Origin of the sequence: Sphingobium aromaticiconvertens (assembly GCF_037154075.1) — a bacterium.
In the GTDB taxonomy this organism is placed as follows: Bacteria; Pseudomonadota; Alphaproteobacteria; order Sphingomonadales; family Sphingomonadaceae; genus Sphingobium; species Sphingobium aromaticiconvertens.
This window is the reverse complement of sequence record NZ_JBANRJ010000001.1, coordinates 4,564,990-4,589,425: the sequence shown is the minus strand read 5'-3', so window position 1 is coordinate 4,589,425 and position 24,436 is coordinate 4,564,990. Positions and strand designations below refer to the sequence as shown.

Here is a 24,436-nt window from a genome sequence, read left to right as displayed (position 1 = left end):
TGCAACATGGCGCGTTGGTTCAAGCCGTTTATGATTGCTAGGGAGCAGCTTATGTCAAGGTAGGCTGTTTTGCGAACAAGACATGGAAAGCCGGGCGGTCAGAGTCCGGAAAACAAGGATTGATCGCCGAGCGGCTGATTTGGGTCAGCTCCGGCCTAGTTGTCGGTCCGTTGCACGTTGCAGATCCGAACCCGCAGGGCGCTGGAACAACCGCAGTCCGAATTCTGGCATGATGGCAACGAGGTGATCGAAGATATCGGCCTGAATATCTTCATATTCCGCCCATAGGACTGTGGAAGCGAAGGCGTAGATTTCCAGCGGCAATCCATCTTCCGTCGGCGCAAGTTGGCGTACCAGCAAGGTCTTGTTCACCGCAATATCCGGCCGTGCCTTGAGGTAGGCAAGGATATAGGCCCGAAAGCTGCCGATGTTGGTCAGCCGACGGCTATCGAGTATCTGATCATGAGCATGTTTCCTGTTCCATCGATCGAGATCATCCCGCTTTGCTTCAAGATGCTCACGCAACAGGCCGAAGCGGGACAGGTCCGCCAGTTCCTCGCCGTCCAGAAACCGAATGCTATTCTGGTCGATGGCCAGGGATCGCATGATCCGCCGACCGCCAGATTCCTGCATCCCGCGCCAGTTGCGAAAGCTTTCCGTGATCAGGCGGTAGGTTGGAATGGTCGTGATGGTCTTGTCGAAATTCTGGATCTTGACCGTATGCAGGGCGATATCGATCACGTCGCCATTGGCGTCGAGTTGCGGCATTTCGATCCAGTCGCCCACGCGGACCATATCGTTAGAGCCGATCTGAACCGATGCCACCAGGGATAATATGGTGTCCTTGAACACCAGCATCAGGACAGCCGCCATCGCGCCAAGCCCCGACAACAACAGCAACGGGGACTGGTTCATCAGCGCCGCGATCCCCAATATGGCCGCCGCGGCGTAGATGATCAGCTTGCCGACCTGGACATAGCCTTTGATCGGTCGGTTGGCGGCATCGGGGCGCCGCTGATACAGATCGTTCATCAGACCAAGCCCGCCGCTGAGCGCGATCGCGATGGTCAGGATGATGAAGGCTGCGCACAGGCTGCGGATGAAAAGAGCGATCCAACCGGGAAGGTGCGGGACACTCTCGATCCCCACCTGGATGATCAGCGCCGGCACGATGTTCGAAAGCCGGGCGACAATCGACCCCAGATGCTGGGCTTCCAGGGCGAAAGGCCGACGCTCCAGCAGCTTGACGACCAATGTGAGGACAAGGCGTTTTGCGACCCAGTTCGCTATCCAGGCGATCGCGATCAGCAGCATGATCGCCAACATTGCCTGCAACCAGGGTTGATCGAAATGGCCGCCGGTCACGACAGCCATGATATTGTCAGTCATCCATGTCATGTGCCCGTCCGATCGGCGAAGACATTTTCATGCAGCGAACGCCCAGCCGTTTCGGGCATGAAGCAGAGCGCGATAAGGCCGACGACGCAGGCCATCATCATGTAAAATGCCGGCATCAGGTCGTTGCCGGTGGCGCGGATCAGACTGCTGCCGATTGCAGGCGCGGTTCCACCGAACAGCGACGTGGACATGTTGTAGGCGATCGCGAAGCCTGCGAACCGAACAGGCGTCGGGAACAGCGCCGGGAAGGTCGCGGAAATCGTGGCCAGTTGTGGCACATAGAGCAGGCCTAGCAGCGCGAAGCCCATGATCGCACCGACGAACCCCGTCGCCATCAGCATGTAGAGCGGCAATATACTCAGCAGAAGCCCGATCAGCGACAGGCGCCACATCGGTTTGCGCCCGATCCGATCCGACAGATGGCCCGCGAACGGCAGGAAGAACATCATGAAGACCATGCCGATGATCGGCACGACCAGCGCTTCGTCCGGCGAGAGGCCGATGCGCCGCTGCAAATAGGTCGGCATGTAGCTGAGCAGCGTATAGTTGACGACGTTGAGCGCCACGACCAACCCACTCACGACCAGCATTGGTCGCCAATGGTCGCGCATCAACGTTCTGAGCGGAGGCGATCCGCTGCCTTCGACGGCCTGTTCGCGAAAGACTGGCGTGTCCTCCATCCTCGATCGCAGATACATGCCGACAAGGCCCATGGGGGCTGCGACCAGGAATGGGATGCGCCAGCCCCAATCATGCATTGCCGCGTCCCCCAGCAACAGCGAGAAGCCAAGCATCAGCACGGCGCCAAAGGAAAAGCCCGCCAACGTGCCGAACTCCAGAAAACTGCCATAGAAGCCGCGCCGGTCGTCGGGCGCATATTCGGCCATGAAGGTTGCCGCGCCGCCATATTCGCCGCCGGTGGAAAAGCCCTGTACCATGCGCAGCCCGATCAGCAGCGCAGGCGCGCCCCAACCGATCTGCGCGTAGGATGGGATGAGGCCGACCGCCAGCGTCGCGCCGGACATCAGCAATATGGTAAGCGCTAGCACAGATTTGCGCCCCAGTCGATCGCCCAGCGGTCCCCAGAACAGTCCGCCCAATGGCCGCACAAGGAAGGAAATGGCGAAGGTCGCCAGCGCGAACAGCACGGCATCATCGACGTCGCCGGGAAATAGCGCGGCCGAAATATAGGTGACGCCATAGGCATAGATGCCATAGTCGAACCATTCAGTCGCATTGCCGAGCGCAGAGGCGGCGATGGCCCGGCGTAGCGTGGCGTCATCGACCCTGTCCTGAGGTGGCGAATGGATAGGTGTGGAGGTGGTCATGACATATGTCCATCTGCGGTATTGGGATCGAGCAAGGATGCCATCGGCGTCGTGCGCGGAACGATCTGAAAATCCTGCTGGTCTGGCACCGGCACGGACGGTGTAGCGGTCTGACGCCACAGGCCGAACGCAAGCGTCGCTCCCGCGCACAGGGCGATGAAAAGAAACAGGCCACCCCCCGGAGCGACGCTCATCAGCATGGCCGCACCCAGCGGGCCGATCGCGGCGCCAACCGAATAAAGCAGCACCAGTCGGCCGCTCGCCGCCACTCGCTCCGTAGCCAGCAGCCGGTCGTTGCAATGCGCGACGCACAGCGGATAGAGGGCGAAGCTGAGGCCGCCAAACAACGCTCCCAAACCCAGAAGCAATGGCCCTGCAGACACCAGCATAGTCAGCATCAGGCAAACGGCCATGGTGGCCGCGAAGCAGCCCACGATCACGCGCCGCCGATCGAGCCGGTCCGATAAGCGACCGAGCGGCCATTGCAGCGCCACGCCGCCCAGGATCACGATCGTCATGAAGCTGGCAGTCGCGCCCAGATCCAGCCCCAGCCGCCGCACATGAACGGCCGCCATGCCGTAGAAAGCGCCCAGCATCAGCCCGGTCGTGACCGCGCCGAATGTGCCGAGCGGCGATGCGGCATAGAGGGCACGGATCGAAAAGGCCTGCGCCTCCACCGGCGCGGGCGCAGCGCTGCGCGTCAGGCAGAGCGGAATGATCGCCAGGGAAATGAGGATGGAGGCCAGCTGGAAGGGCACGGCAGGCAGCGTGCCGCTCGCCGCCAGCAGCAATTGCCCGACCGCCTGCCCTGAATAGAGCGCGACCATATAGGCGGCGAGTACGCTGCCGCGCGTTTCCGCCTCGGCCCGGTCGTTGAGCCAGCTTTCCAGGCAGATGAACACGCCGGCGACGCAAATGCCGTCGATCAGTCGCAGCATCGTCCAAAAGAGTGGAAACTGCACAAGCGCGTAAGCCAGCGTGCTGGCAGATAGCAGCGACACAAAAGCGGCAAAGGCGCGGATATGCCCGACTTCGCGCACGATGCCGCCCGCACGCAGCGCGCCGATCACCAGTCCGCCGAAATAGGCGGTGGCGACTGCACCGATTGCCATGGTGCCAGCCCCCGCCCGCTCCAGCCGAAGGCCAATCAGCGTTGACAGGAAGCCGCTGCCCGCCATCAACATGAAGATGGCGAGCAGCAGGCTGCGGACGGGATGGATTGCGGCGAACATGATATCGGACGGGACGCGGATCAGGCCGCGCGCCGAGCCTCCGCTTTGCCTGTCCCATCTTCCACCAGAACATGGTGCAGGGCACCTACCGCGTCATCATAATGATCGACGTCCACCATGAACTGGACATCGACATTGCGGATTTGGTGCTGCATCGCGACGATCGGCACATGCGCGGCGGCCAGGGCCTGCAATGCGTCGGTCATCAGCCCCGGTCGCGATATGTCGCTGCCGATCACCGACACGATCGCCACCGGCTGGGCCGAGATAGCCGCATCGGGATAACGCGCCTGAAGATCGGCGATCACCCGTTTCACCGTCGCCGCATCCGCCGACAGATAATGGGTGATGGTGTTGGCGTTGGACGCCTTGCTGACGATCCACGCGCCATGTTGGGTTAGCGCTTCGAGGATGGCGGCGTCATAGCCCTTCACCCCGACCATATCCTGCTCGAAAAACTGGAGTGCCTGCGCATGGCGCACCCCAGTCACGATCTCGACGCGGGGCGTGTCGGAAACATAAGCGCTGCAAATGAGCGTCCCGCCATCCTCCCGGTCGAAGGTGTTGCGCACGCGCAGCGGAATATCCGTTTGGCGCAACCCCCGGCCCGCACCCGGATGGATCGCCTCCATGCCCAGGTTCGCCAACTGGTCCGCCACGTCATAATTGGTGCGGCCGATCTTGCGCGCCTTGTGGTTGCCCACCAGCCGCGGGTCCGCGCTCGACAGGTGAAATTCCTTGTGGATGATCGCCTCACGCGCACCCGTCATGACGGCAATACGGGAAAAGGTCATTTCGGAATAACCGCGCGCATAGCGGCGCACCATGCCCTCACTGCATCCGGCATAGCCGGTGACGATGGGGAGGGTGATGGTCAGGTCGATCGGCGCGAAGACCTCGCTTATCCGCTCGTCCAGTTCGCGCATGTCCTGCTGGTCCCACAGGGTCAGGTCAACGAACTGCGCGTTGACGCCGCGATCGCGCAACAACAGCGCCGTCGAATGGGCGCTGTGCGCTTCGCCAAGGCCAGCGAGCAACTCGCGCACCGTCATCAACTGTTCTTTGACGCAGAAACGGCCATGGCTGCGCAGCCGAGCTAGATCGTCCAGGCAGGCGGCGACGGCGTCGATCCGTATATCGACAAAGGCGTTCGCCTCGGCCAACCGGTCGGCGCGCACGAACATGGCGGCGTTGCGATCCTGCATGGCGCGGCGCACCCGTTCCATTGCCTGGCGCCAGCCCTGGATATTGTCATCTGCAACGAAGCGCGCATAAACGCCCGGCTCACCGCTTTTCTTATGCTCCAGCAGCAGGTCGGTCATGCCGGCATAGGCCGACACGACGAAGATACGATTATAGAGGTCCGCATCCTTGCGCCCGCCGATCAGCACATTGTCGAAAAGGGTCGCGGTGGCGGCCATGGATGTGCCGCCGATTTTCTCGACGCTATGGATATTGCTCATGCCGGCACCTGCGCTATCAATGGTCCAGTGACGGGCGTGATCGCATCCGGCTCACCACGCGCAGCAATGAAGGCTGGGCGCGGCGTATCGACGCCGAAGGGCGCAGTCAGGCGGTTCGACACCGCGTTATAGACCAGGAAGGCATTGGCGCGCGGGAAGGGGGTGATGTTGCCGTTCGACCCATGCATGATGTTGCAGTCGAAGATCACCACCGATCCCGGCTTGCCGGTCGGTGCGACGATCCCGAATTTATGCGCCAGTTCGGCCAGGCTGTCTTCGTCCGGGACGCCATATTCCTGTTTCTTGAGCGACTGGCGATAGTGATCTTCGGGCGTTTCACCGACGCAGGTCAGATAATGACGGTGCGATCCGGGAATCAGCATCAGCGGGCCGTTATGCGGTGTGTTTTCCGCCAGCAGCACCGACATGGACAAGGCCCGCATGCGTGGCATCCCGTCTTCGACATGCCAGGTTTCGAAATCGCTGTGCCAGTAGAATTCCTTGCCTTGAAAGCCCGGCTTATAGTTGAGCCGCGACTGGTGCACGTAGACTTCATCGCCCAGCAGGAAGCCGGCGACACCGGCCAGCCGCACATCGGCTGCCAGCCGCGCGATCGCCCGGCTCTGGGCATGAATGCGGAAGATGGAACGGACTTCCTTGCCCCCCGGTTCGGTAATCACGGTTTCCTCTTCCAGTGCATCGGGATCGGCCAGCAACGTACCGGCTTCACGCTGGAGGAAGGCGATTTCGTCGTCGCCGAATATGTCTTCCAGCACCAGATAGCCGTCGCGGTCGAACTGTTCGGCCTGGCTACGAGTGACGGGAGCACCCTCGCTCCAGTCGCTATGAACGACGGAGTCGAGGCGCGGCAAAAACTCCGCCACCTGTGCGTGGCGGGATGGGTAGATGTCTTTCAAGGGAATTGCCCCTTCTTTTTGTTCGAAAATTCAGGTGGTCAGTGCAGGCTCGCGCGCGTCCGCACTGTCGGCAGGATAGGCGCCATTTTCGTCATGCACTTCGCTGCCGGTGACGGGCGGGTTGAAGGTGCAGGCGCACACTATGTCCGTATCTGGCCGCACGATATGCTGGTCGTGCGCGTTGAGTGCATACATGACGCCGGGCGCAAGCTGATGCGTCATACCTGTCCCCAGATCCTCGATCGTGCCTGTGCCTTTCAGCACTAGGACCGCTTCCAGATGGTTCTGATAGTGCATGTGCAATTCTTCGCCCGCGTACATTTTGGTGACGTGGAAGGAAAAGCCCATATTGTCGTTCTTCAGCAGAAGGCGTGCGCTTTCCCAGCCTTTGGACTTCACATTGCGGTCGGATTTGCGGATGTCCTGCAATTTGCGAACGAGCATATCTCGTATCTCCTCTTATTCTGCGGCGAGGCCATAGGTGACGGTCAGGGCGGAACGGACGCTCTGCTCAAGAATGTCGAGGCCGACCGACAGGACGGAATCCTCGATCACGAGGGGCGCCAGCACCTTGACGATCTCGTCAAACGCGCCGCTGGTTTCGATAATCAGCCCCTGCGCGAAGCAGGCGGCGGTGATGGTTTGCGCAACGTCGCCCGATCCTACATCAATGCCGCGCATCATGCCACGACCGCGCGTGGACAGGCCATGTTCGGCGGCCATGGCGTCCAGCCGTCGTTCGATCATTGCGCCCCGGCGGGCGATGTCCTGCTGAAAGCTGTCGCTGCTCCAGAAATGGCGCAGCGTGGCCGTGGCGGTCACGAAGGCATGATTGTTGCCGCGGAAGGTGCCATTATGTTCGCCCGGCGACCATTGGTCGAGTTCGGGCCGGAACAGGGTCAGCGCAAAAGGCAGGCCCATGCCCGACAGCGACTTTGCCATGGTGACGATGTCAGGCGTGAAGCCCATGCCTTCAAAGCTGAAGAAGTTGCCGGTCCGGCCGCAACCGGCCTGAATGTCGTCCACGATCATCAGCGCGCCGTGGCGTTTCGCAATGTCCGCGATGCGGCGCAGCCATTGGGGTGAGGCTGCGTTCAGCCCGCCTTCGCCCTGGACCGTTTCAACCAATATGGCGGCGGGCGCGTCCAGGCCGCTCGACGGATCGGACAGCCGCCGTTCCAGCAACTCGGCGGTATCGACATCCGGGCCATGATAGCCGTCATAGGGTTCGTGCGATACATGGCTTAGCGGTACGCCCGCGCCGCCGCGCTTGGCAGCGTTGCCGGTGCAGGCGAGCGCGCCCAGCGTCATGCCGTGGAAACCGTTGCTAAAGGCGATCACCAACTCGCGCCCGGTAATTTTGCGCGCCAGCTTGATCGCCGCTTCCACCGCGTTGGTGCCAGTCGGCCCGGTGAACATGGCGCGATAGTCCAGGCCACGGGGCGTCAGGATCACATCCTCCAGCGCAGTCAGGAAATCCGCCTTGGCGTCAGTATGCAGGTCAAGGGCATGGGTGATGCCATCCCCGGCGATATAGTCGACCAGCGCGCTTTTGAGCACAGGATGATTATGCCCGTAATTCAGCGTCGAGCAGCCTGACAGGAAGTCCAGATAACGCCCCCCCTGATTGTCGTACATCCACACGCCCTGCGCGCGGTTGAACTGGCGCGGCATGGCGCGGGCATAGCTGCGCACCACGGATTCACGCCGTTCATAAATGGCGGTATCGGGAATGGCGGCGGTCGGTTTGGGGTGGGTAATGATGGTCATGGGGAATCTCCTCAGGGGCGCGCCGACAGCGGCAGAGGGCCGATCTGCGCCTGCCATTCGGTGGCGTGGGCGCCCGCAAAATGGGCTTCGCGTTCGAACCGCGCGCTCTTTTGGAAGGGGGCGTTCCAGCGACGCGCCAGCCCTTCGAACAAGGCCCAGGATACGCGATTATCGTCGGTGATGGTGGTCGTCACTTGCGTGACGCCTGCCTGCGCCGAGCGCGCCAGCAACGCATCGATCATGCGCCCGGCCAGGCGTTGGCCGCGCGCTGCGGGCGACACGGCAACCTGCCAGACGAAGAATGTGTCGGGTGCGACCGGCGGGCGATAACCCGATACCCAGCCAACCACCGCTCCGCCGCGTTCCGCAACGATACAGCTATCGGCGAAATCGGTGCATTGCAGCAGGTTGCAATAGGCCGAATTGGGATCGAGCGGCGGGCAGGCCGCAATCAATCCGCTGATGGCTGGCCCATCGGTGACGACGGGCCTTCTAAAGTCGATGTCCTGCCCCTCGCTCACTTCGGAGCGCGCAGAAGCCCGTGGCGGCGCGGGGGCCGCTGTAGCTTGGGAATCAAAGATTGTTCATCTCCCGAATTATATTTTAACAGAACGGCAGAGGTGTCCCGGTGAGGTGCGCGGGTATATGACGCATTGCAGCATGTGTTTCAACCCATAGCGGAAAAATATATTTCATTGAGTGAAGGAATATATCCATCATTAGAAGGGAATTGGCAGCGCGCCGCCTTTCCCGCTATGTCGCAAATCTATGGACGCTGAACTTTCAACGCTTACCCTGCGCGCATTGCGGCGCGTACTGCGCGCCACCGAAATCGGCAGTCGTCAGATAGCCACGACCACCGGTCTAACGCCCTCTCAACTTCTGGTATTGCGCGAGATCGACTTGCGCGGACGAACCACACCTTCAACCATTGCGCAGGCTCTTCAGTTCAGCCAGGCTACGATTACCGCGATCGTCGATCGCCTCGTGTCCCTCGGCTTTGCCCAGCGTCAGCGCAGTGAAGTAGACAAGCGCCAGTTTCATCTCAGCCTGTTATCGGAGGGCATGAAGGCGCTGGCCGATGCGCCGGACCCGCTGCAAATGCGTTTTACCAATCGTTTTGAAGCTCTGCCCATGTGGGAGCGGGCCATGATATTAGCTGCGACCGAACGGCTGGCCATGTTGATGGATGCGCAAAACATCGATGCGGCGCCGTTGCTCGATGGTGGGCAGATCGATCGTGCAGAGCCGCAATGATATCGGTTTAAGTACCAAGTGTAGTTTAAGAAGCAAGAACCATTGGACAGATTAGATGGCAGGTTGCGAGGTTGATAAAGTGAGCGACGCGCCGACCGAAATGGACACTTGGCCGCCCAGCCACTGTCTATCTCGCGAATGTCTAGTTACGATGTAAGCCGACGTTCGTGCCATAGCCGCTAAACGGCGTATGTTGGCCGCGAGTAGCCACAACTATTTATCGCAAATCATGTTTTTCGATAGGCTTTCTATCGATTACTGCGAAAAGGGTCTTATGCAGCTGCCGAAGCCGAACAGAGCTGGGCAACGCACCACCGTCGCTAGCTTAAGCCAAACGGCCTTCAGCAAACCCTGGGGCGGTTCAAGCGGCCTCCACGGTATGCGCTTCGAATGCCACGCCAAGTCGCTTGCGAACGGCACCGAAAATTGCCGCCAAATTATCCATGCTGGGATTACCCTTTTCGGACAGCATCCGATGCAGACTTTTGCTCGGATGTCTGGTCTCCTCGGCCAGTGCCTCGAAACCAACCGAAGCGTTGACCAGATCGCGCAGGATCAGGCGCGCGACATGCGGTTCGCCGTTAAGGAAAGCGGTTGCCGCCTCATCGAGCATGGCCTTGGCGAAGGCGGGGTCGCGCGTGGCGCGTTCCTTCACCGTTTCCTTGAAATCTCGGGTCAGCGCCATCTCGCTACTTTCTGCCTTTTTTTGCCGGTCGCCCTGCTGACCTTGTATTCATTCAGCAGCACCCCAGCCTGATCGATGTCTGACTGTTGCCGTTTCTCGTCCCACTTACGAACAGGATGACGAGTTCATCGCTATCTTTAGTGAGATAGAGTCGATAGCCTGGCCCCCAGTCGATCCGATATTCTCCCAGGCCGCCGCCGATCCATTTGACATTCGAGGCGTTACCCAACTCCAACCGCACTATGGCTGTCGCCACTTTGGCGGACGCCTGTGGATCCAGACCTTCGAACCATGACCGGAACGGACAGGAACCGTTCTCGCGGATATATTCCTGAACTATCAACTCATAGCCTTTATAGTAACGTATACGTTACCATATGTCTAGCGCCGGCCATCAGGCGACCAGTCGCAGGCGGTCAAGCTTGGCGGCACCTTGTGCCAGCAGTTTGGCGATTTCATCTGACGTGCGTCGCACGGCCAGTTTCAGGGCTTCATCGACGTGAATATAGTCCTGCGTCACATTGACCCAGCATCGCGCGGATCGTCAGTTCGGAGAAACCAAGTTCGGCAGCAATACTGGCGAAAGTATGCCGCAAGGTGTGGGGCGTAACGCCCACTATGCCTGCAAATCCGCAGATACGTTGAAGACAGGCGCTGGCCGCCGTGAAGGGGCCGTCGCCTGTTGTGGCCGGGAAAACATGGGGATTGCCTGCAACCTGTGGCTGCGCAACGATTACCTTGATTGCTTCTGGTCCGATCGCCCGGATTTGCCCGCCGGTTTTGGTGTCGGGGAAGGCGACAAAACCGCCCATCGGGTTTACCCATGCGCGCTCCATGGCTTGGCCTTCTTCACGGCGATATCCAGTCAGGAGCAACAATTTGATCACCGAAATCCCAGTCGGACTAACGCCCTGCTGCTCTGCATAGACCATCGCCTTGCCCAGCGTTTCGATCTCTGCAACGCTGAGTCGACGGGTTTTCTTATTGCCTGCCAGTTTCTTGGCGCCTTTGGTGGGGTGTTCGGAAAGCAACCCCTTATGCTTGGCATGGCCCAAGATCGCCTGGATCGTTCCGAGGCAGCGCGCAGCAACGCCGGGACCACCGGTTGCCTTACCACCACGCCCGCCGCTGCGGCTCTTCTGCGTCTTATGATTTTTGACGTCGTCCTGCATTGCCTCGACGTCGGCGATTGTCAGATGTCGCGCTATGCGCTTGCCGATCAGGGGCTTGATATGCGTCTTGATCCGGCTTTCATCCATCGCCAGCGAGGATTTCTTGATCGGACGGTTCTTGCGGCCGAGAATCCTGCCGGCACGAGCCTCCGTCAGATACCAATCGCACAGTTCCGTGACGGTCATCTCCTTACGCGCACGACGTGCCTCTTCGGCAGGGTCTTCGCCGGCAGCAACCTCGCCAAGCTTGATCTTCGCCAGATCGCGCGCCTGATCCACGGTCAGTACGCCGAAGCGACCGATCTTGACGCGCCTGATGCGGGCTTCCCTGTTCATGTATTGAATAACGAAGGTCTTGGTGCCGGTCGGCCCTATGCGAACCCCAAACCCTTTGATCTCGGTGTCCCAAACGAACCCCTGGCCCGACGTGGGCGGGCTGAGAGCATCGACCGTTCGCTTGTTGAGCTTGGCCTGTGCCATGCACACCTCCTCCATTTTATTACGCGAGCCTTGAAAAACCGAAAAGTAATAAGGACGTAATAAAAATCGGTCGTTTCGTGGCAAATCAGAGGTTACTGCGTCGTAGCCGTGATGGCAATATCCATTTGAAAAGGCGTAGAAAATCGTAGATTGGCGAATTCTGGCGTAGCCCCGAAAATCGGGTTGCCAAGGTTGGGGTCGAGGGTTCGAATCCCTTCGCCCGCTCCAGAAATCATCGATAAATCAATGGTTTCTGGAGCGATCCGCAAGGTGCCCAGTTCCCCAAAATCCAAAAATACATGTATACGGATCGCATGCGGATACCGGATATCGGAGACGGATTTTGGGAAAATCTCATTCCAGCGAACCAATGGATTTACTGACTGATTCTCCGGATGGAAAATCTGAGACCGGTAAGAATGTGCTGGAATCCAAAACATTTCGGGAAGGAGGGATCTATCTCTTCCTGCGTGGAGATTATAAAAAACCCATCTGGATGTGTCGGATCAAGGCACCGGGGCAGACGGGATATATCTACCGTTCAACTCGTAGCACCGACGAACATCAGGCATATCGGTTTGCCGATGACCTTTACCACCAGCAACTCGTCAAAGCCTATTCAGGTAAGACCGAAAAAGGGACGAAGGTTTCTGTCGGGATCGATGCCTACATCGACCGATTCGAAACGAAGACGGATCAGCTGTCCGTCCGCTATCGTATCCTCCTCCTAAAAAGGGTTCTGACCCATATCGGCAAGCAAACCTTCGATGGTCTGTGTCAACGGGCACCGAAGTTTCCCTAAAAGTGGGCGCCTAAAATTCCCTGCTTTGGCTGGGCGGATTGATGTCGGTGATCAGCCGTACGCTTGATCGGATGGCGCCTTTAATGGTGGCCGCCCGCGCCGTTTCGGCGTTGGCGGCGGGTTGATGGGAGAGCTTGATCTGCTGTGCTCGGGTAGAAGGTCGGCATGCTGGCGCATGCGGTAGCTGGAGCCTTCGATTTGGACGACGACGGCATGGTGGAGCAGCCGATCGAGCAGAGCGGTGGCGACGACGGGATCGCCGAACACGTCGCCCCATTCGGCAAAGCCGCGATTCGATGTGAGGATCATCGCGCCTTTTTCATATCGCGCGTTGACCAGCTGGAAGAACAGATTGCCGCCACCCGGCGTGACCGGGAGGTAACCGATCTCGTCGACCACAAGCAGCGACGAGCGGCACAGGAACCGGATCTTCTCGCGCAGCACGCCTTCGCGCTCGGCCTTGGCGAGGATCGCGACCAAGTCGGCGAGCGGGATGAAGTAGACACTTTTGCCGGCGCGGACCGCCTCGACCGCGAGCGCGGTGGCGAGATGGCTTTTGCCGGTGCCGGGCGGGCCGAGCAGATGGACGACCTCGGCGCGGTTGATGAAGTCGAGCCCGGCGAGCGCCATGACGCGGCCCCGATCGAGCGACGGCTGGAACGAGAAGTCAAAGCCCGCCAGCGTCTTGAGGATCGGCAACCGCGCCATCCGCAGCGCCGCCTTGATTCGGCGGTTCTCGCGCAGGGACAGTTCCTCGGTGAGAAGATCGTCGATCGCCTCGATGCCGTCGATCTCGCCGCGCTCGATCCGCCGTAGCGTAGCATCGAGCATCTCGAGTGCGCGCGGCATCTTCAACCCGACCAGGCTGTGACGGATATTATCGACCCGCGATGCGCTGCTGGTGAGCGTCATGGCCGGCCTCCGATCGCGAGCTGGGCGCCGATCGCCTGATAAATGTCCAGCGGCCTCGTCGGCACATGGTCGCCGATCCGTCCGATGGTGATTCCGGCCGCGCTCATTGTCTTGCGCCTGCCGCTGCCGCCAGTGCGGTGGCTGCGATCGATGCGGTATTGCTTGCGGCCCTCGATAACGGGATGTTCGGCGACGACAGTACCGAGGTCGAGGATCCGGATCATGTCCGGCAGTTGTTGCACCTCGACCACGCGCCTAGTCCGGTCAGGTACGCTGTAATAGTTGCCGCCGATCGCGACGAACCCGTCATGGCTGACCCGCCGCTCGAGCTTGAGCACGGCGTCGAACCGATGTTCAGGCAGGGTCTGCAACTCGCCCTGCTCGGCAGCAAAGGCCTCAGCGATCACTTGCTGGGTGGTGCCATGGACGCGCACATTGGCGACCGTGTCGAGCCAGTCGATCAGCTGCGCGTTCAGATCCTCCAGATTGCGGAAGCGGCGCCCGACGAAGAAGTCCTGGCGGATGTAGCGGAACGGTCGCTCAACCTTGCCCTTCGTTTTGGCCCGGTATGGTCGACAAGCGCGCGGCTGGAAGCGGTAATGCCGCGCCAGCGCCAGCAGCGAGCGATTGTAGACGATATGCCCCTGATCGTCTTCGCCGGTTACTGCGGTCTTCATCCGGTCGTACAGGATCTCGATCGGCACCCCACCGAGCGCGTCGAACGCCTGCATATGGCACCGCAGCAGCGTCTGCAGATCCTGATGCAGCACATAGCGGGCGAACAGGAACCGCGAGTGTCCCAGCACCAGGCTGAACAGCCATACGATCCGCGTCGTGCCGGGATCGTCGGCGAAGTCGACCACGAACCGCGCAAAGTCCACTTGCGCCTGGACGCCCGCCGGCGTCTCAAACCGCACCTCGTAGGGCCTGGGCCCATTCTCGGGCCGGATCGCGGCGAGGTAACGCTTCACCGCGGTATAGGCGCCGACATAGCCGAGTTCGCGGATCTCGCGGGTCAGTCGCGCGGCGCTGAGCTCGGGATATGCGGTTACCCGCTCGCGCAGGAAGTCGAGATACGGTGCCAGCTTGCTCGGCCGCCCAACGCTACGCGGACCATAGGCCGGTGCCTCGATACCGCGCTCGATATATTTGCGGACGGTCTTCGGGTCACGCCCCGTCCGCCGCGCAATCGCGGTGATCGGGACACCCTGTCGGTGCAGCTCCAGAATCATCATCAGTTCTCCAAGTCGGACCATCGACACCGCCTCCCCGCAATGCGGAGATGGCATGGATGTCGGCGAAGCCCATTTTGCCGGGGCTAGCCCCGGCAAAATGGGCCGGCGGGTCAGCCAACCAGGGAATTTTCAAAGCCCACTATTGCGGAGAATTACACGCCCACTGACAGGTCTGACGACCGCATCGATATCAAACTTACCGACGATCTGCGCAAAGCTACACAGAAGGGAGTTATGTCTCCCAACACTGTTGATTGCCGTTGAGAAGTGACCCGGGGTTTTCATCGAGAAGTGACCCACCTTGCGATTATGTTTCGGATGTCACCGTTGGGTCAAGATGAGGTTTTCTCCTTTCGCGCTGTGGGCTGCTGAGCAGAGCTGTTTTTGAACCGGAAGCTGTCGTTGCCGGTTTCAAGGATGTGGCAGTGATGGGTCAGCCGATCGAGCAGCGCTGTGGTCATCTTGGCATCACCGAACACGGTGGCCCATTCACTGAAGCTGAGGTTGGTGGTGATGATGACGCTGGTGCGCTCGTAAAGTTTGCTGAGCAGATGGAACAGCAATGCACCGCCTGAGGCGCTGAACGGCAGATAGCCGAGCTCATCGAGGATCACGAGATCGGCGTGGGCGAGCCTTCCGGCGACCTGGCCTGCCTTGCCCTGGGCCTTCTCCTGTTCGAGCGCATTAACCAACTCGACGGTGGAGAAGAACCGCACCCGTTTTCGATGATGCTCGATGGCCTGAACGCCCAGCGCTGTCGCGATGTGGGTCTTGCCGGTGCCGGGGCCGCCGACCAGCACGATGTTGTCGGCAACGTCGATAAACTCACAGCGGTGAAGCTGGCGCACCAGCGCTTCGTTGATCTCACTGCTGGCGAAGTCGAAGCCTGCCAGGTCGCGATAGGCCGGGAACCGCGCAGCCTTGAGTTGATAGGATACCGATCGCACCTCTCGTTCAGCAGTCTCCGCCTTCAGGAGCTGGGACAGGATCGGGATGGCGGCATCGAACGCCGGTGCACCCTGTTCCATGAGATCGGTAACGGCCTGCGCCATGCCGTGCATCTTGAGGCTGCGCAGCATGACGATAATAGCGCCGCTGGCGGGATCATGACGCATGGCGGCTCTCCCGACGCAGAGCGTCATAGCGCTCGACATTGGCCATCGGCTCGCTGACCAGTCTCAGCGCCTGTGGCGCCGTGACCGGCGGCGTTGTCAGCGGCTTGCCGTCGAGCAGACGGTGCAGGAGGTTGAGGATATGGGTCTTGGTTGGAACGCCCCCCTCCAACGCCATCGTGACGGCCGTCAGCACGGTCTGCTCGTCATGATGCAGCACCAGGGCCAGGATCTCGACCATCTCCCTGTCACCGCCAGGAGACCGCAACAGATGCCGCTGCAGCCGCTGGAAGGGATCAGGCAGTTCAAGGAACGGCGCCCCATTGCGCAGGGCACCTGGCTTGCGCTGCACCACCGCCAGATAATGGCGCCAGTCATAGACGGTGCGCCCCGGCCCATCGTGGGATCGTTCGATGATACGCTGGTGTTCGCACAGCAACTGTCCCTCGGCGACCACCAGGAAGCGGTCGGGATAGACGCGCAGGCTGACGGGGCGGTTGGCGAACGACGCCGGCACGCTGTAGCGGTTGCGCTCGAGATGGACGAGGCAGGTCGGTGAGACCCGCTTGCCATACTCGACAAAGCCATCGAACGCCCTGCCTGTCGGCATCAGGCTCGCCACCTCATCCGCCCAGGCATCAGCGACAGACCCGGGCTCGATTCCGTGCGGAATATCCTGCCATAGCGCCTTGCAGCGCTCCTCCAGCCAGATGTTCAAAGCGTCGAGGCTCTGAGTCTGGGGGACAGGCTGCCACAGGCGATGCCGTGCATCCTGCACGTTCTTCTCGACCTGGCCCTTCTCCCACCCAGCGGCCGGATTACAGAACTCGGCCTCGAACAGATAATGGCTCACCATCGTCAGGAAGCGGGCGTTGACGGTCCGGCTCTTGCCGCGCCCGACCTTGTCGACGGCAGTCCTCATGTTGTCGTAGATGCCGCGTCGCGGCACGCCGCCCAGCACGCGGAACGCATGATTATGGGCGTCGAACAGCATCTCGTGGGTCTGCAGTAGATAGGCCCGCACAAAGAAGGCGCGACTGTAGCTGAGCTTGAAGTGCGCGACCTGCAGCTTGGTGCGCACGCCATCGATGATCGCCCAGTCCTCGCTCCAGTCGAACTGGAACGCCTCACCCGGTGCGAAGGACAACGGCACGAAGGTGCCTCTGCCGCTCATCTGCTGCTGGCGGCGATAATCATCACGCCAGTCCCGGGCAAAGGCCGCGACACGGCCATAGGAACCGTCAAAGCCGAGGCTCACCAGATCGGCATACAACTGCTTGACCGTGCGCTTCTGCTTGCGCGGACGGCCCATCTCCCGCCTCAGCCAGGCTGTCAGCCGCTCGACGAACGGGTCCAGCTTGCTCGGTCGCTCCGGCACCTTGAACTGCGGCTCGATCGTGTCCGACCGCAGATATTTACGAACGGTGTTGCGGGAAAGACCGGTGCGCCTGGCTATCTCCCGGATCGATAGATGATCGCGGTAATGCCACCGCCGGATAACGCTCAATAATGCCATGTCCAACACTCCATGGTCCCCCGCTCGTCAAAGCCAGGGACGTGTTCAAACATGGGTCACTTCTCAGTGGAAATTACTGGCTTCCCCGGGTCACTTCTCAACGGCAATCAACACTTGATCGTATAGTCGAACGGGATGCGCTCGTTCCAGATGCGGTCGCCTGCCGTCATGCGCGGGCCATAGAACCACCATTCGTCGCCGCCGAACAGCAAGTGGGAATTGGGAATGCCACCCATGCAGGCGGGCGCGGAGCCATGGGCGCAGTCCATCGTGACGGCAAAGCTTTGCGGGGCGACCAGCTTGCCCCAGCGGCTCTGTGCGGCATAGCCATGGTCGTAATGCAAGCGGTTGGCATAGTGCATCGCCTGTGCCCAGCGGCGTATATCGCCATTATTAATGGCTTCGACCATGCGGGCGGGCTGCATGGGCTTGCCAAGATATTGGTCAATATCGGAGCAATCGAGCGTTGGCGTCGTCACACATCTTCTCCTGTCGAAATCTCTCTTCGGAGTGACGCTAGCGACGGTGGTGAACAGGCGCTTGACGAATTTGGACTGTGCGCCGCTTCAGCGTTGATCCACAGGAAGGGGCGGCAGGGCATCGGGTGCCAGCACGACATGACGGATGCGGACGCGGTTATAGGTGTAGCTGATATGCACCCGCCCATCGCGCGCCTGTATCACGGCGGGATAGGCATAGCCGCTGGGCAGCGCCTTGCTTTCCAGCGTCAGAACGTTGTGCCAGCGAACGCCATCGTTGGAGAGCGCGACATTCAGGGGATAGCGCAATCCCTTGCCCGGCCGTTCCCGGCTGTGGGCGCTGTGATTATAAACCAGCAACTGGCGCCCGTCCGCCAGCGTTACGGCATCGGTGCCGGAATTGGGATTGGGCAGATCGATCGCGGCCAGCGGCGACCAGCTTTTGCCCTGGTCCTTCGACCATGTCACGGCGAGCGCGCCCTGTCGCGTGCGGGCGATCGCCTCCAGCGATCCGTCCTTGTGGAACAGGATGCTGGGCTGGATCGCCTGTAGTCCTTCGGGGGAGGCGACGGGAGCGGACCTGGTCCAGCTCTTGCCGCCATCGACGCTGCGCTCGAAATGAAGCGACCATCGGGCGGTCTTTGCGTCGCCTTCTTCCATGCTGGACGGAGAAAGCCAGCTTCCGTCCTGCAGCGCGACGGGCTTGTTCTTGATCGGACCAAATATACCGTCGGACAGGCGGCGGGGCCTGCTCCATGTCCGGCCATCATCGGTCGAGGTCGTCACCATGCCCCACCACTCGCGGGGATTGGGACCGACCTTGTAGAAGAGGATCAGTGGTCCCTTGGGCGGCTGAAACAGCACCGGGTTCCAGGTGGGCAGGCGGGTGCCGTCCGGCTGCACGCCATCGGCGACCTTCACCGGGGCCTGCCACACATCCTTTATCCGGCGCGCGGCATAGATGGTGACATCGGGATCACGTTCCCGCGTGCCGCCGAACCATGCCGCGACGATCGTGCCAGCCTGCGTTTCCGCCAGAGTTGAGGCATGCGCCTGCGGATAGGGTGCGCTGTCGTAGATGAACTGGCTTTGCAGGATCGGTGAGGACGATGGCGCCGCCGTCGAAACGAGGCAGGCCATGACGATGGCGAGTGCAGGCAGGCGACGGTTCAGTGCCATTCCCTGTTCTTCAGCGCGCGAAGGCATAATGACCGGCCCCGACCGTGAAGCGCAGCAGGTCGCCTTCGACCCGGACGTCGCGAATGTCGGGATGGGCCTCCACCGACTGGCTGCCTTCGCTCCACGCGAAAGCGCGGGGCAATTCGACATCGGCGGCGCAGTTGGCCGGTACGATGAGGTCCAGCCGCGCAAGCCCTGCGTCGTCGCCATCCACCGTCGTTGCGACCGTCCCGACCGCCGATTCATAGCGCGCTTCTACCCGGCCGACCTGTGGCAACCAGACAGGCCGCACCGCGATACGACGAAAGCCGGGGGAAGCCGCCGCCAGCCCCGCAAGGCGGCGATAGAAAAAGCCGATGACCGCGCCAAAGGCATAATGATTATAGCTGTTCATCGACAGGTCGCCGACATCGCCATTCCACCGTTCCCACACCGTCGTCGCGCCGACAGATGGCATATAGCCCCAGGACGGATAGGCGGTCTGGAGCAGCAGGCCGCTCACCTCGTCCCACGCGCCCGCATCGGCCAGCACGTCAAGCAGATAGGGGGTGCCAAGGAAGCCGGTGGAGAGCTTCATGCCCCGTGCGCGAATATCATCGACCAATATTTGCGCGGCGGGGGCGCGCTGGGCGGCTGGCACAAGGTCCATGGCAAGCGCCAATATCTGGCTCGCCTGACTGCCATTGCCTGCCTTGCCCGCGCCATCCAGCAACTCGGCGGCGAAGGCCTCGCCAATGGCGGCGCGCAACGCGGCGTAGTGGGCCGCTGCCACCGCGCGGCCCGTCGCCTGCGCCATTTCCGCCATCAATTGCGCGCTGAACGCCCAATAGGCGGTGGCGCACAGGATGCGCGGTGTCGTCTCGTCGTCCGGCTTGATCGCGTCCACCGACAGCCAGTCGCCCAAATCCAGTCCTCGATCGTTGCGCCAGATATGATCGGGATTGTCGCGGGCGACATAGGCCATCCACCGCTCCATCGCGTCCCAATTTTCGTCGATGACGGCAGTATCGCCATAGCGCTGCCACAGGCCATGGGGAAGGATGATGCCCGCCTCGCTCCAGCCCGCCGTCACCACATCGGGGAAAGAGAGGGGCTGGGGCACGACGATGGGATAGGCGCCGTCGGGTCGCTGCGCGGCGCGTGCCTCCAGCAGAAAACGGCGGATGAAGGGATCGACCTCCATGTTGAAGGCGGCGGCGTCGAGGAACACCTGAATGTCGCCCATCCAGCCCATGCGCTCGTCGCGCTGGGGGCAGTCGGTGGGGACCGCGAAGAAGTTGGAGCGCTGGCTCCACTCGCCATTGTTCCAGATCTGCTGGAGCAGCGGGTTGGCGAAGTCCATCGCGCCGGTCTTGCGGCAGGCGGAATAGAGGATGACGCCCTCTATATCATCCGCTGTCGGCTCGCCCGGATAGCCCTCCACTTCGACATAGCGAAAGCCATGATAGGTAAAGTGTGGCTCGAACGTCTCTCCAGCCGCATCGCCGCGCAGGATGAAGGCATCGGTCGCGCGGGCGAGCCGCAGGTTCGAAAGGTCGGCGGTGCCATCGGGATAGAGGAGTTCGGAGAACTTAGCAGTGATGCAGGTGCCCGCAGGTCCCTTGGCGCGGATGCGGACCCAGCCGGAAAAATTCTGGCCGAAGTCGAATATGAAGCGGCCCGGTTGCGGCTGGGTAATGCTGATCGCCCGCTGCGTTCCCATCCGTTCTAGCTGGGGCGAGGTCTGGGCGATCAGCGTTGCTTGCGGGGCCGCGCCGACCTTCGCCTGACCCCAGCCGGAGGTATCGAAACCGGGGGCGTCCCATCCCGCCTGCTCCAACCGCGCATCATAGGTTTCGCCGTCATAGATTTCGGACGAGACGATCGGCGACTGACCAATCTGCCAGTCGGGACCAGTGGCGACCCATTCATGGCTGCCGTCCGCATAGTCGAGCCGCAATTGCGCGCGGAAACGGCGCGGGGCGGGGCCAAAGCCGTAGCGTTCGACCCGCCAGCCAAAGGGGCTGGCATACCAGCCATCGCCGACGATCGCCCCCAGCACATTGTCGCCCTCCGCGATCAACGCGGTCACGTCATAGGTCTGGTAGAGGAGGTGGCTCTTTGCGACAGTGATTTCGGGCGCAAGAAAGGCGTTCGACACGCGCTGGCCGTTGATACGGGCGTCATAGGCGCCAAGCGCGGTCGCGTAGAGCCGCGCCGCGACGACTGGAGCCTTGGGCTTGAAGTCCGTGCGCAGCAGCATCGTCGGTTCGGCTGGGCGCGGGTCGCCCTGTGCTTCGGAGCCGCTTTTGACCGGGCGTTCCCAATCCTGTGCGTCGAACGCCGGGGCGGTCCATCCTTCGGGCGGGGAGGGCCGGACGCGCCAGTCCGGCCCGCTGACGATGCGGTCGATCCGGCCGTTCTTGCAATGCAAACGGATCAGCGCCGCGAATGCGCCGCCATCGACCGGGAAGAAGCCGGTCGTATCGGCCTCCACCAGCGCGCAAATGCTGTTGTGGCCGGGGCGGATTTCCCCCTCGAACGGCAGGAGCGAACCCCAGAAAGGCAGCATCGTGTCCCAGCCAAGCGCATTTGGCAGGGCATCGGGTGCCTTCGCCACGCCATTGATCCAGACGCCGCGCATATGATCCTTGCCCGCGAGCAGGATGTCGGCGCGCACGATATCCTCGGGCGCATCGAAATCGAGCCGGAAGGCATGGGGGCGGTCGTCCAGCGCCTTGGCGGTCCATATCCATTGCAGGCCCGCCGCGCGATCGGCAGCGGCTTGCCCATCCTCCGCCTCGATCCAGTCCGCCCGCCAGTCGTCCGGCGACAATAGCCCGGTTTCGAACCAGGCGGGTGCGGCGCGGGCCGTGCGGCCAAGCGTGTCGGTGATCTCGACGTCCCACCAGACGCGCTGCGTGGACGTAAGCACCGGGCCATCATAGGCGATGTCGAAACAGGCGTCGCTGTCCACCGCGCCGCTGTCCCAAAGCAGGGGCGTATCGGCAGCGAGCACCTCCATGCTCTCTGCCGCGCGAAGGCGATAGCGGGCCTGCATCACGCCTCGCTCCTCGGCCTCCATGCGCCAGGACAGGCGCGGCTTCGTCACCTGCGTTCCCAGCAGGTCTATGGTCCGTTCGGCACGCAGGTCGACGATGTTCATTGTGATGCTCCTGCCAGCCCGTTCAGATAATCTTCGATATTGGTCCAGCCGTCGCCATTGCGGTCGCCTGCACCGTCGTCGCGGCGGGGGTTGAGGCCGTGCGCCCGTTCCCAGGCGTCGGGCATGCCGTCGCCATCGCTGTCGCGGGGCGCGGGCAGGGATTTGAGCGCGGGCCAGCCGCCGTCATCGCGTTCCGTGTTGATGATCCGTCCCGTCCGGGTCCGCACGCCATCGACGATCCGTTGATCGACGGCATCGCGTACTCGTGACGCGCCCGCATTGGCCAGCACCCGGCCATAGGCCTGTCCAGCCGTGTCGCGCGCGACCGGGCCAACGTCTGTCGGCTGGTCGAGCCAGTATCCGGGCGGAATATTGCCCTTGACCAGACCATGCTGATCCGCCGGGATCGCCCCGTTCATGCTGTTGCCCAGATAATAGGCATGGGCGAGCTGGTTGCGTTCCTCGAACGCGCTATTGCCCTTGCTGTCCGGCCCGGCGATATAGCTGTTATCGACGAAATTATAGCCGATCGCGGTGGATACATCATAATTATAGCCGGACCGGTCCTTGCCCCAATTGTAGAAGACGTTGGAGCGGAAATCCATTTGCGGCCCGACCCTGTCCTTGTCGGGCAGGGTATAATTGCCGGGGCGCGGCATCCGATCGAGATGATTGGCCCACAGATTATGGTGATAGCTGATCTTCGACCCGTGTGCGCCGCGGATCAGGCTGCCATAGCCATGATCGCCCTTCACATGGACCGAATGGGCAAGTGAATCAGCGATGATCGACCATTGCACCGTCACGTCCCAGATGCCTTCATCCGCCTTGGAAAAATCGGCCGAGGTCGAAAGCGATTCATCGATCGACCAGCTAGCAGAGACATGATCCAGGATGACGCGATGCCCATAGCTGACAGTGATCGCATCCTCCTGACTGTTGGAGGCGCTGCCAAGGCGCGAGCGAATATAGCGGATCACGACATCGTCGGCGGCGACGTGCAGCATATGATCGCGCAGGGTGATGCCGTCGCCCGGCGCGCTCTGGCCCGCGATCGTCACCTGCCCGTTGCGGATCACCAGTTCGGACTTCAGCGCGATCGTGCCGGACAGGCGAAAGACGATGATGCGCGGGCCGCTCGCCTCGACCGCCGCGCGCAGGCTGCCGGGGCCGGAATCGTCCAAGGTGGTGACGGCAATCACCCGCCCGCCACGCCCACCGCTCGAAAAGCGCCCCGCGCCCTCCGCGCCGGGAAAGGCGAGCATGGGGGCGCTGGTCGCCAGCGCTGCCGGGCAGGGCGAAAGCGCAAAGGCGAGCAGGCCGCAAAGGGCCATCCGACGCATCATCCTGTCCGCTCCGTTCAGTAGGAGGTAAAGAGCGCCTGACGCGCCAGATTCATCGCCGCCACCGCATCCTGCCGATCCTGCGCTGCCTGCATCGCCTCGAAATCCAGCTTGTCCAGCGCGCGCTCCACGGCCTTCAAAAAGCCGATGGCGGAATTGGCGGCGGCGACGCTGTCCTCGCGGAAGGGGAACTGGTCGAGCTGCCACACGCCTTCCCACTTGTTCTTGCGCAGCGTGTAGAAGAATTCGAACAGCTCGATCGGATGTACGGTGCCGGCGATCAGATCGTCGTCCCAGTTGCGCAGATTGTCGTTCACATCCATGCCGAACAGGCGACCATGATCGATCGCCAGTTGCGCGGCGTCGGCGGGGGATTCGCCGCCATAGAGCGAATGGCCGAAGTCGAGCAGGATGCCGACATTGGGCAGGCCCATCCGCTCGATACCCAGCAGGGTGCGGGCGACGCTGTCATAGCTCATATGCACGCGCGGCTCGCGCGGCTTGTACTCGATCACGAATTTGAGGTCGGGATTCTGGCTGGCGACTTCGGCCACGCCCTCCACGCTCATCCGCCACAGCGCCTTGTGATCCACCTGAAAGGGATAATCCCATCCATCCTGGCCCGGCCACAGCTTTACATAGTCCGCGCCAAAATGGCGCACGACATTGGCGGCATCATTGACCATTTCATTGGCGAGGCGGCGGATGCCCGGATCGGGATTGGTGAAGGCGCCCTTGGCGAACTGGCGGGTGTAGATTTCCGGGGTGATGCCGATGACCGACAGGTTGTTGCGTTTCAGCGCTTCGCCCACCGTGTCGAGCGAAAGGCTGGTGTCGACGAACGGATAGTTGATGTCGACCACGGTCAGGTCGTCCACCTGCCCCGCAAGGTCGATCATCTCGATCAGCGAGCGTGGCTCGCCATAGCCGTCGGTGGCGTAACGATCCACATAGGTCGCAAAATGCCAGATGCCCGCGCCGAATTTCTGCTTGCCCATGATAGTTCCTCTT

At 61.6% G+C, this 24,436-nt stretch carries 21 protein-coding genes and 2 pseudogenes; 2 read left to right on the top strand and 21 right to left on the bottom strand.

Annotation, left to right across the window (positions count from 1 at the left end; translation table 11 throughout):
• Nucleotides 1–144: 144 nt before the first annotated feature.
• The 8 genes from WFR25_RS22210 to ectA are packed head-to-tail and all read right to left on the bottom strand — an operon-like array spanning nt 145 to nt 8,611.
• Entirely contained in the window at nt 145–1,389 is a 1,245-nt protein-coding gene (locus WFR25_RS22210; protein WP_336973761.1) for a mechanosensitive ion channel family protein, read from the bottom strand.
• A gap of 5 nt (nt 1,390–1,394) precedes the next feature.
• Nucleotides 1,395–2,726, bottom strand: a complete 1,332-nt coding sequence (locus tag WFR25_RS22205) for an MFS transporter (protein WP_336973759.1) — start codon at nt 2,724–2,726, stop codon at nt 1,395–1,397.
• Complete coding sequence (locus tag WFR25_RS22200; RefSeq protein ID WP_336973758.1) at nt 2,723–3,958, bottom strand: MFS transporter; 1,236 nt, start codon at nt 3,956–3,958, stop codon at nt 2,723–2,725. Before WFR25_RS22200 ends, WFR25_RS22205 begins: the two co-directional genes overlap by 4 nt.
• Before the next feature lie 20 nt (nt 3,959–3,978).
• Nucleotides 3,979–5,421, bottom strand: coding sequence for an aspartate kinase (locus tag WFR25_RS22195; protein ID WP_336973757.1), 1,443 nt, complete (start codon nt 5,419–5,421; stop codon nt 3,979–3,981).
• Nucleotides 5,418–6,338 (bottom strand): ectoine hydroxylase, encoded by a 921-nt coding sequence (gene thpD / locus WFR25_RS22190; RefSeq protein ID WP_336973755.1) that lies wholly within the window; start codon nt 6,336–6,338, stop codon nt 5,418–5,420. Before thpD ends, WFR25_RS22195 begins: the two co-directional genes overlap by 4 nt.
• A 30-nt stretch (nt 6,339–6,368) precedes the next feature.
• A complete protein-coding gene (locus WFR25_RS22185) occupies nt 6,369–6,782 on the bottom strand; it encodes an ectoine synthase (protein ID WP_336973754.1) in 414 nt (137 codons plus the stop codon).
• A 15-nt stretch (nt 6,783–6,797) separates the two neighbouring features.
• Nucleotides 6,798–8,108, bottom strand: a complete 1,311-nt coding sequence (ectB, locus tag WFR25_RS22180) for a diaminobutyrate--2-oxoglutarate transaminase (protein ID WP_336973752.1) — start codon at nt 8,106–8,108, stop codon at nt 6,798–6,800.
• A gap of 11 nt (nt 8,109–8,119) precedes the next feature.
• Nucleotides 8,120–8,611 carry a diaminobutyrate acetyltransferase gene (ectA, locus tag WFR25_RS22175; RefSeq protein ID WP_336975001.1) on the bottom strand — a complete coding sequence of 164 codons (492 nt, stop codon included), beginning with the start codon at nt 8,609–8,611 and terminating at the stop codon, nt 8,120–8,122.
• A gap of 265 nt (nt 8,612–8,876) precedes the next feature.
• Here ectA and WFR25_RS22170 point away from each other — a divergent pair, with 265 nt between their 5' ends.
• Complete coding sequence (locus tag WFR25_RS22170) at nt 8,877–9,365, top strand: MarR family winged helix-turn-helix transcriptional regulator (protein WP_336973751.1); 489 nt, start codon at nt 8,877–8,879, stop codon at nt 9,363–9,365.
• Nucleotides 9,366–9,726: 361 nt separating this feature from the next.
• On the opposite strand, the gene WFR25_RS22165 is transcribed toward WFR25_RS22170, so the two are convergent.
• The 4 genes and pseudogenes from WFR25_RS22165 to WFR25_RS22150 form a co-directional block, all read right to left on the bottom strand.
• The gene (locus WFR25_RS22165; RefSeq protein WP_336973749.1) at nt 9,727–10,050 is read right to left on the bottom strand and encodes a helix-turn-helix domain-containing transcriptional regulator; all 324 of its coding nucleotides are present in this window, start codon (nt 10,048–10,050) and stop codon (nt 9,727–9,729) included.
• Nucleotides 10,051–10,102: 52 nt separating this feature from the next.
• Complete coding sequence (locus tag WFR25_RS22160; RefSeq protein WP_336973746.1) at nt 10,103–10,306, bottom strand: hypothetical protein; 204 nt, start codon at nt 10,304–10,306, stop codon at nt 10,103–10,105.
• A 138-nt stretch (nt 10,307–10,444) separates the two neighbouring features.
• Nucleotides 10,445–11,702: pseudogene (locus tag WFR25_RS22155) on the bottom strand (tyrosine-type recombinase/integrase).
• A 92-nt stretch (nt 11,703–11,794) separates the two neighbouring features.
• A complete protein-coding gene (locus WFR25_RS22150) occupies nt 11,795–12,073 on the bottom strand; it encodes a hypothetical protein (protein WP_336973745.1) in 279 nt (92 codons plus the stop codon).
• Between WFR25_RS22150 and WFR25_RS22145 the strand changes: the two genes are divergently transcribed.
• A complete protein-coding gene (locus WFR25_RS22145) occupies nt 12,073–12,504 on the top strand; it encodes a hypothetical protein (protein WP_336973744.1) in 432 nt (143 codons plus the stop codon). The two genes, WFR25_RS22150 and WFR25_RS22145, sit on opposite strands and share 1 nt — an antisense overlap.
• Nucleotides 12,505–12,555: 51 nt before the next feature.
• Here WFR25_RS22145 and istB (WFR25_RS22140) read toward each other — a convergent pair whose 3' ends face one another.
• From istB (WFR25_RS22140) to WFR25_RS22100, 9 genes and pseudogenes are all read right to left on the bottom strand, one after another.
• The gene (gene istB / locus WFR25_RS22140; protein ID WP_336971434.1) at nt 12,556–13,416 is read right to left on the bottom strand and encodes an IS21-like element helper ATPase IstB; all 861 of its coding nucleotides are present in this window, start codon (nt 13,414–13,416) and stop codon (nt 12,556–12,558) included.
• Nucleotides 13,413–14,672, bottom strand: a complete 1,260-nt coding sequence (gene istA / locus WFR25_RS22135; RefSeq protein WP_336971437.1) for an IS21 family transposase — start codon at nt 14,670–14,672, stop codon at nt 13,413–13,415. Before istA (WFR25_RS22135) ends, istB (WFR25_RS22140) begins: the two co-directional genes overlap by 4 nt.
• A 311-nt stretch (nt 14,673–14,983) precedes the next feature.
• The gene (istB, locus tag WFR25_RS22130; RefSeq protein ID WP_336968219.1) at nt 14,984–15,766 is read right to left on the bottom strand and encodes an IS21-like element helper ATPase IstB; all 783 of its coding nucleotides are present in this window, start codon (nt 15,764–15,766) and stop codon (nt 14,984–14,986) included.
• A complete protein-coding gene (gene istA, locus WFR25_RS22125; RefSeq protein ID WP_336968217.1) occupies nt 15,756–17,279 on the bottom strand; it encodes an IS21 family transposase in 1,524 nt (507 codons plus the stop codon). The genes istB (WFR25_RS22130) and istA (WFR25_RS22125) overlap by 11 nt, the downstream gene beginning before the upstream one ends.
• Before the next feature lie 113 nt (nt 17,280–17,392).
• A pseudogene (locus WFR25_RS22120) lies at nt 17,393–17,758 on the bottom strand (FAS1-like dehydratase domain-containing protein); the annotation flags it as partial.
• Nucleotides 17,759–17,845: 87 nt separating this feature from the next.
• Nucleotides 17,846–18,937 carry a sialidase family protein gene (locus WFR25_RS22115; protein WP_336973742.1) on the bottom strand — a complete coding sequence of 364 codons (1,092 nt, stop codon included), beginning with the start codon at nt 18,935–18,937 and terminating at the stop codon, nt 17,846–17,848.
• A 10-nt stretch (nt 18,938–18,947) separates the two neighbouring features.
• A complete protein-coding gene (locus WFR25_RS22110; protein WP_336973741.1) occupies nt 18,948–22,082 on the bottom strand; it encodes a family 78 glycoside hydrolase catalytic domain in 3,135 nt (1,044 codons plus the stop codon).
• Complete coding sequence (locus tag WFR25_RS22105) at nt 22,079–23,428, bottom strand: pectate lyase (RefSeq protein ID WP_336973740.1); 1,350 nt, start codon at nt 23,426–23,428, stop codon at nt 22,079–22,081. The genes WFR25_RS22110 and WFR25_RS22105 overlap by 4 nt, the downstream gene beginning before the upstream one ends.
• 14 nt (nt 23,429–23,442) lie before the next feature.
• On the bottom strand, nt 23,443–24,423 hold the full coding sequence (locus tag WFR25_RS22100) for a sugar phosphate isomerase/epimerase family protein (protein ID WP_336973738.1): 981 nt from the start codon (nt 24,421–24,423) through the stop codon (nt 23,443–23,445).
• Nucleotides 24,424–24,436: the final 13 nt, after the last annotated feature.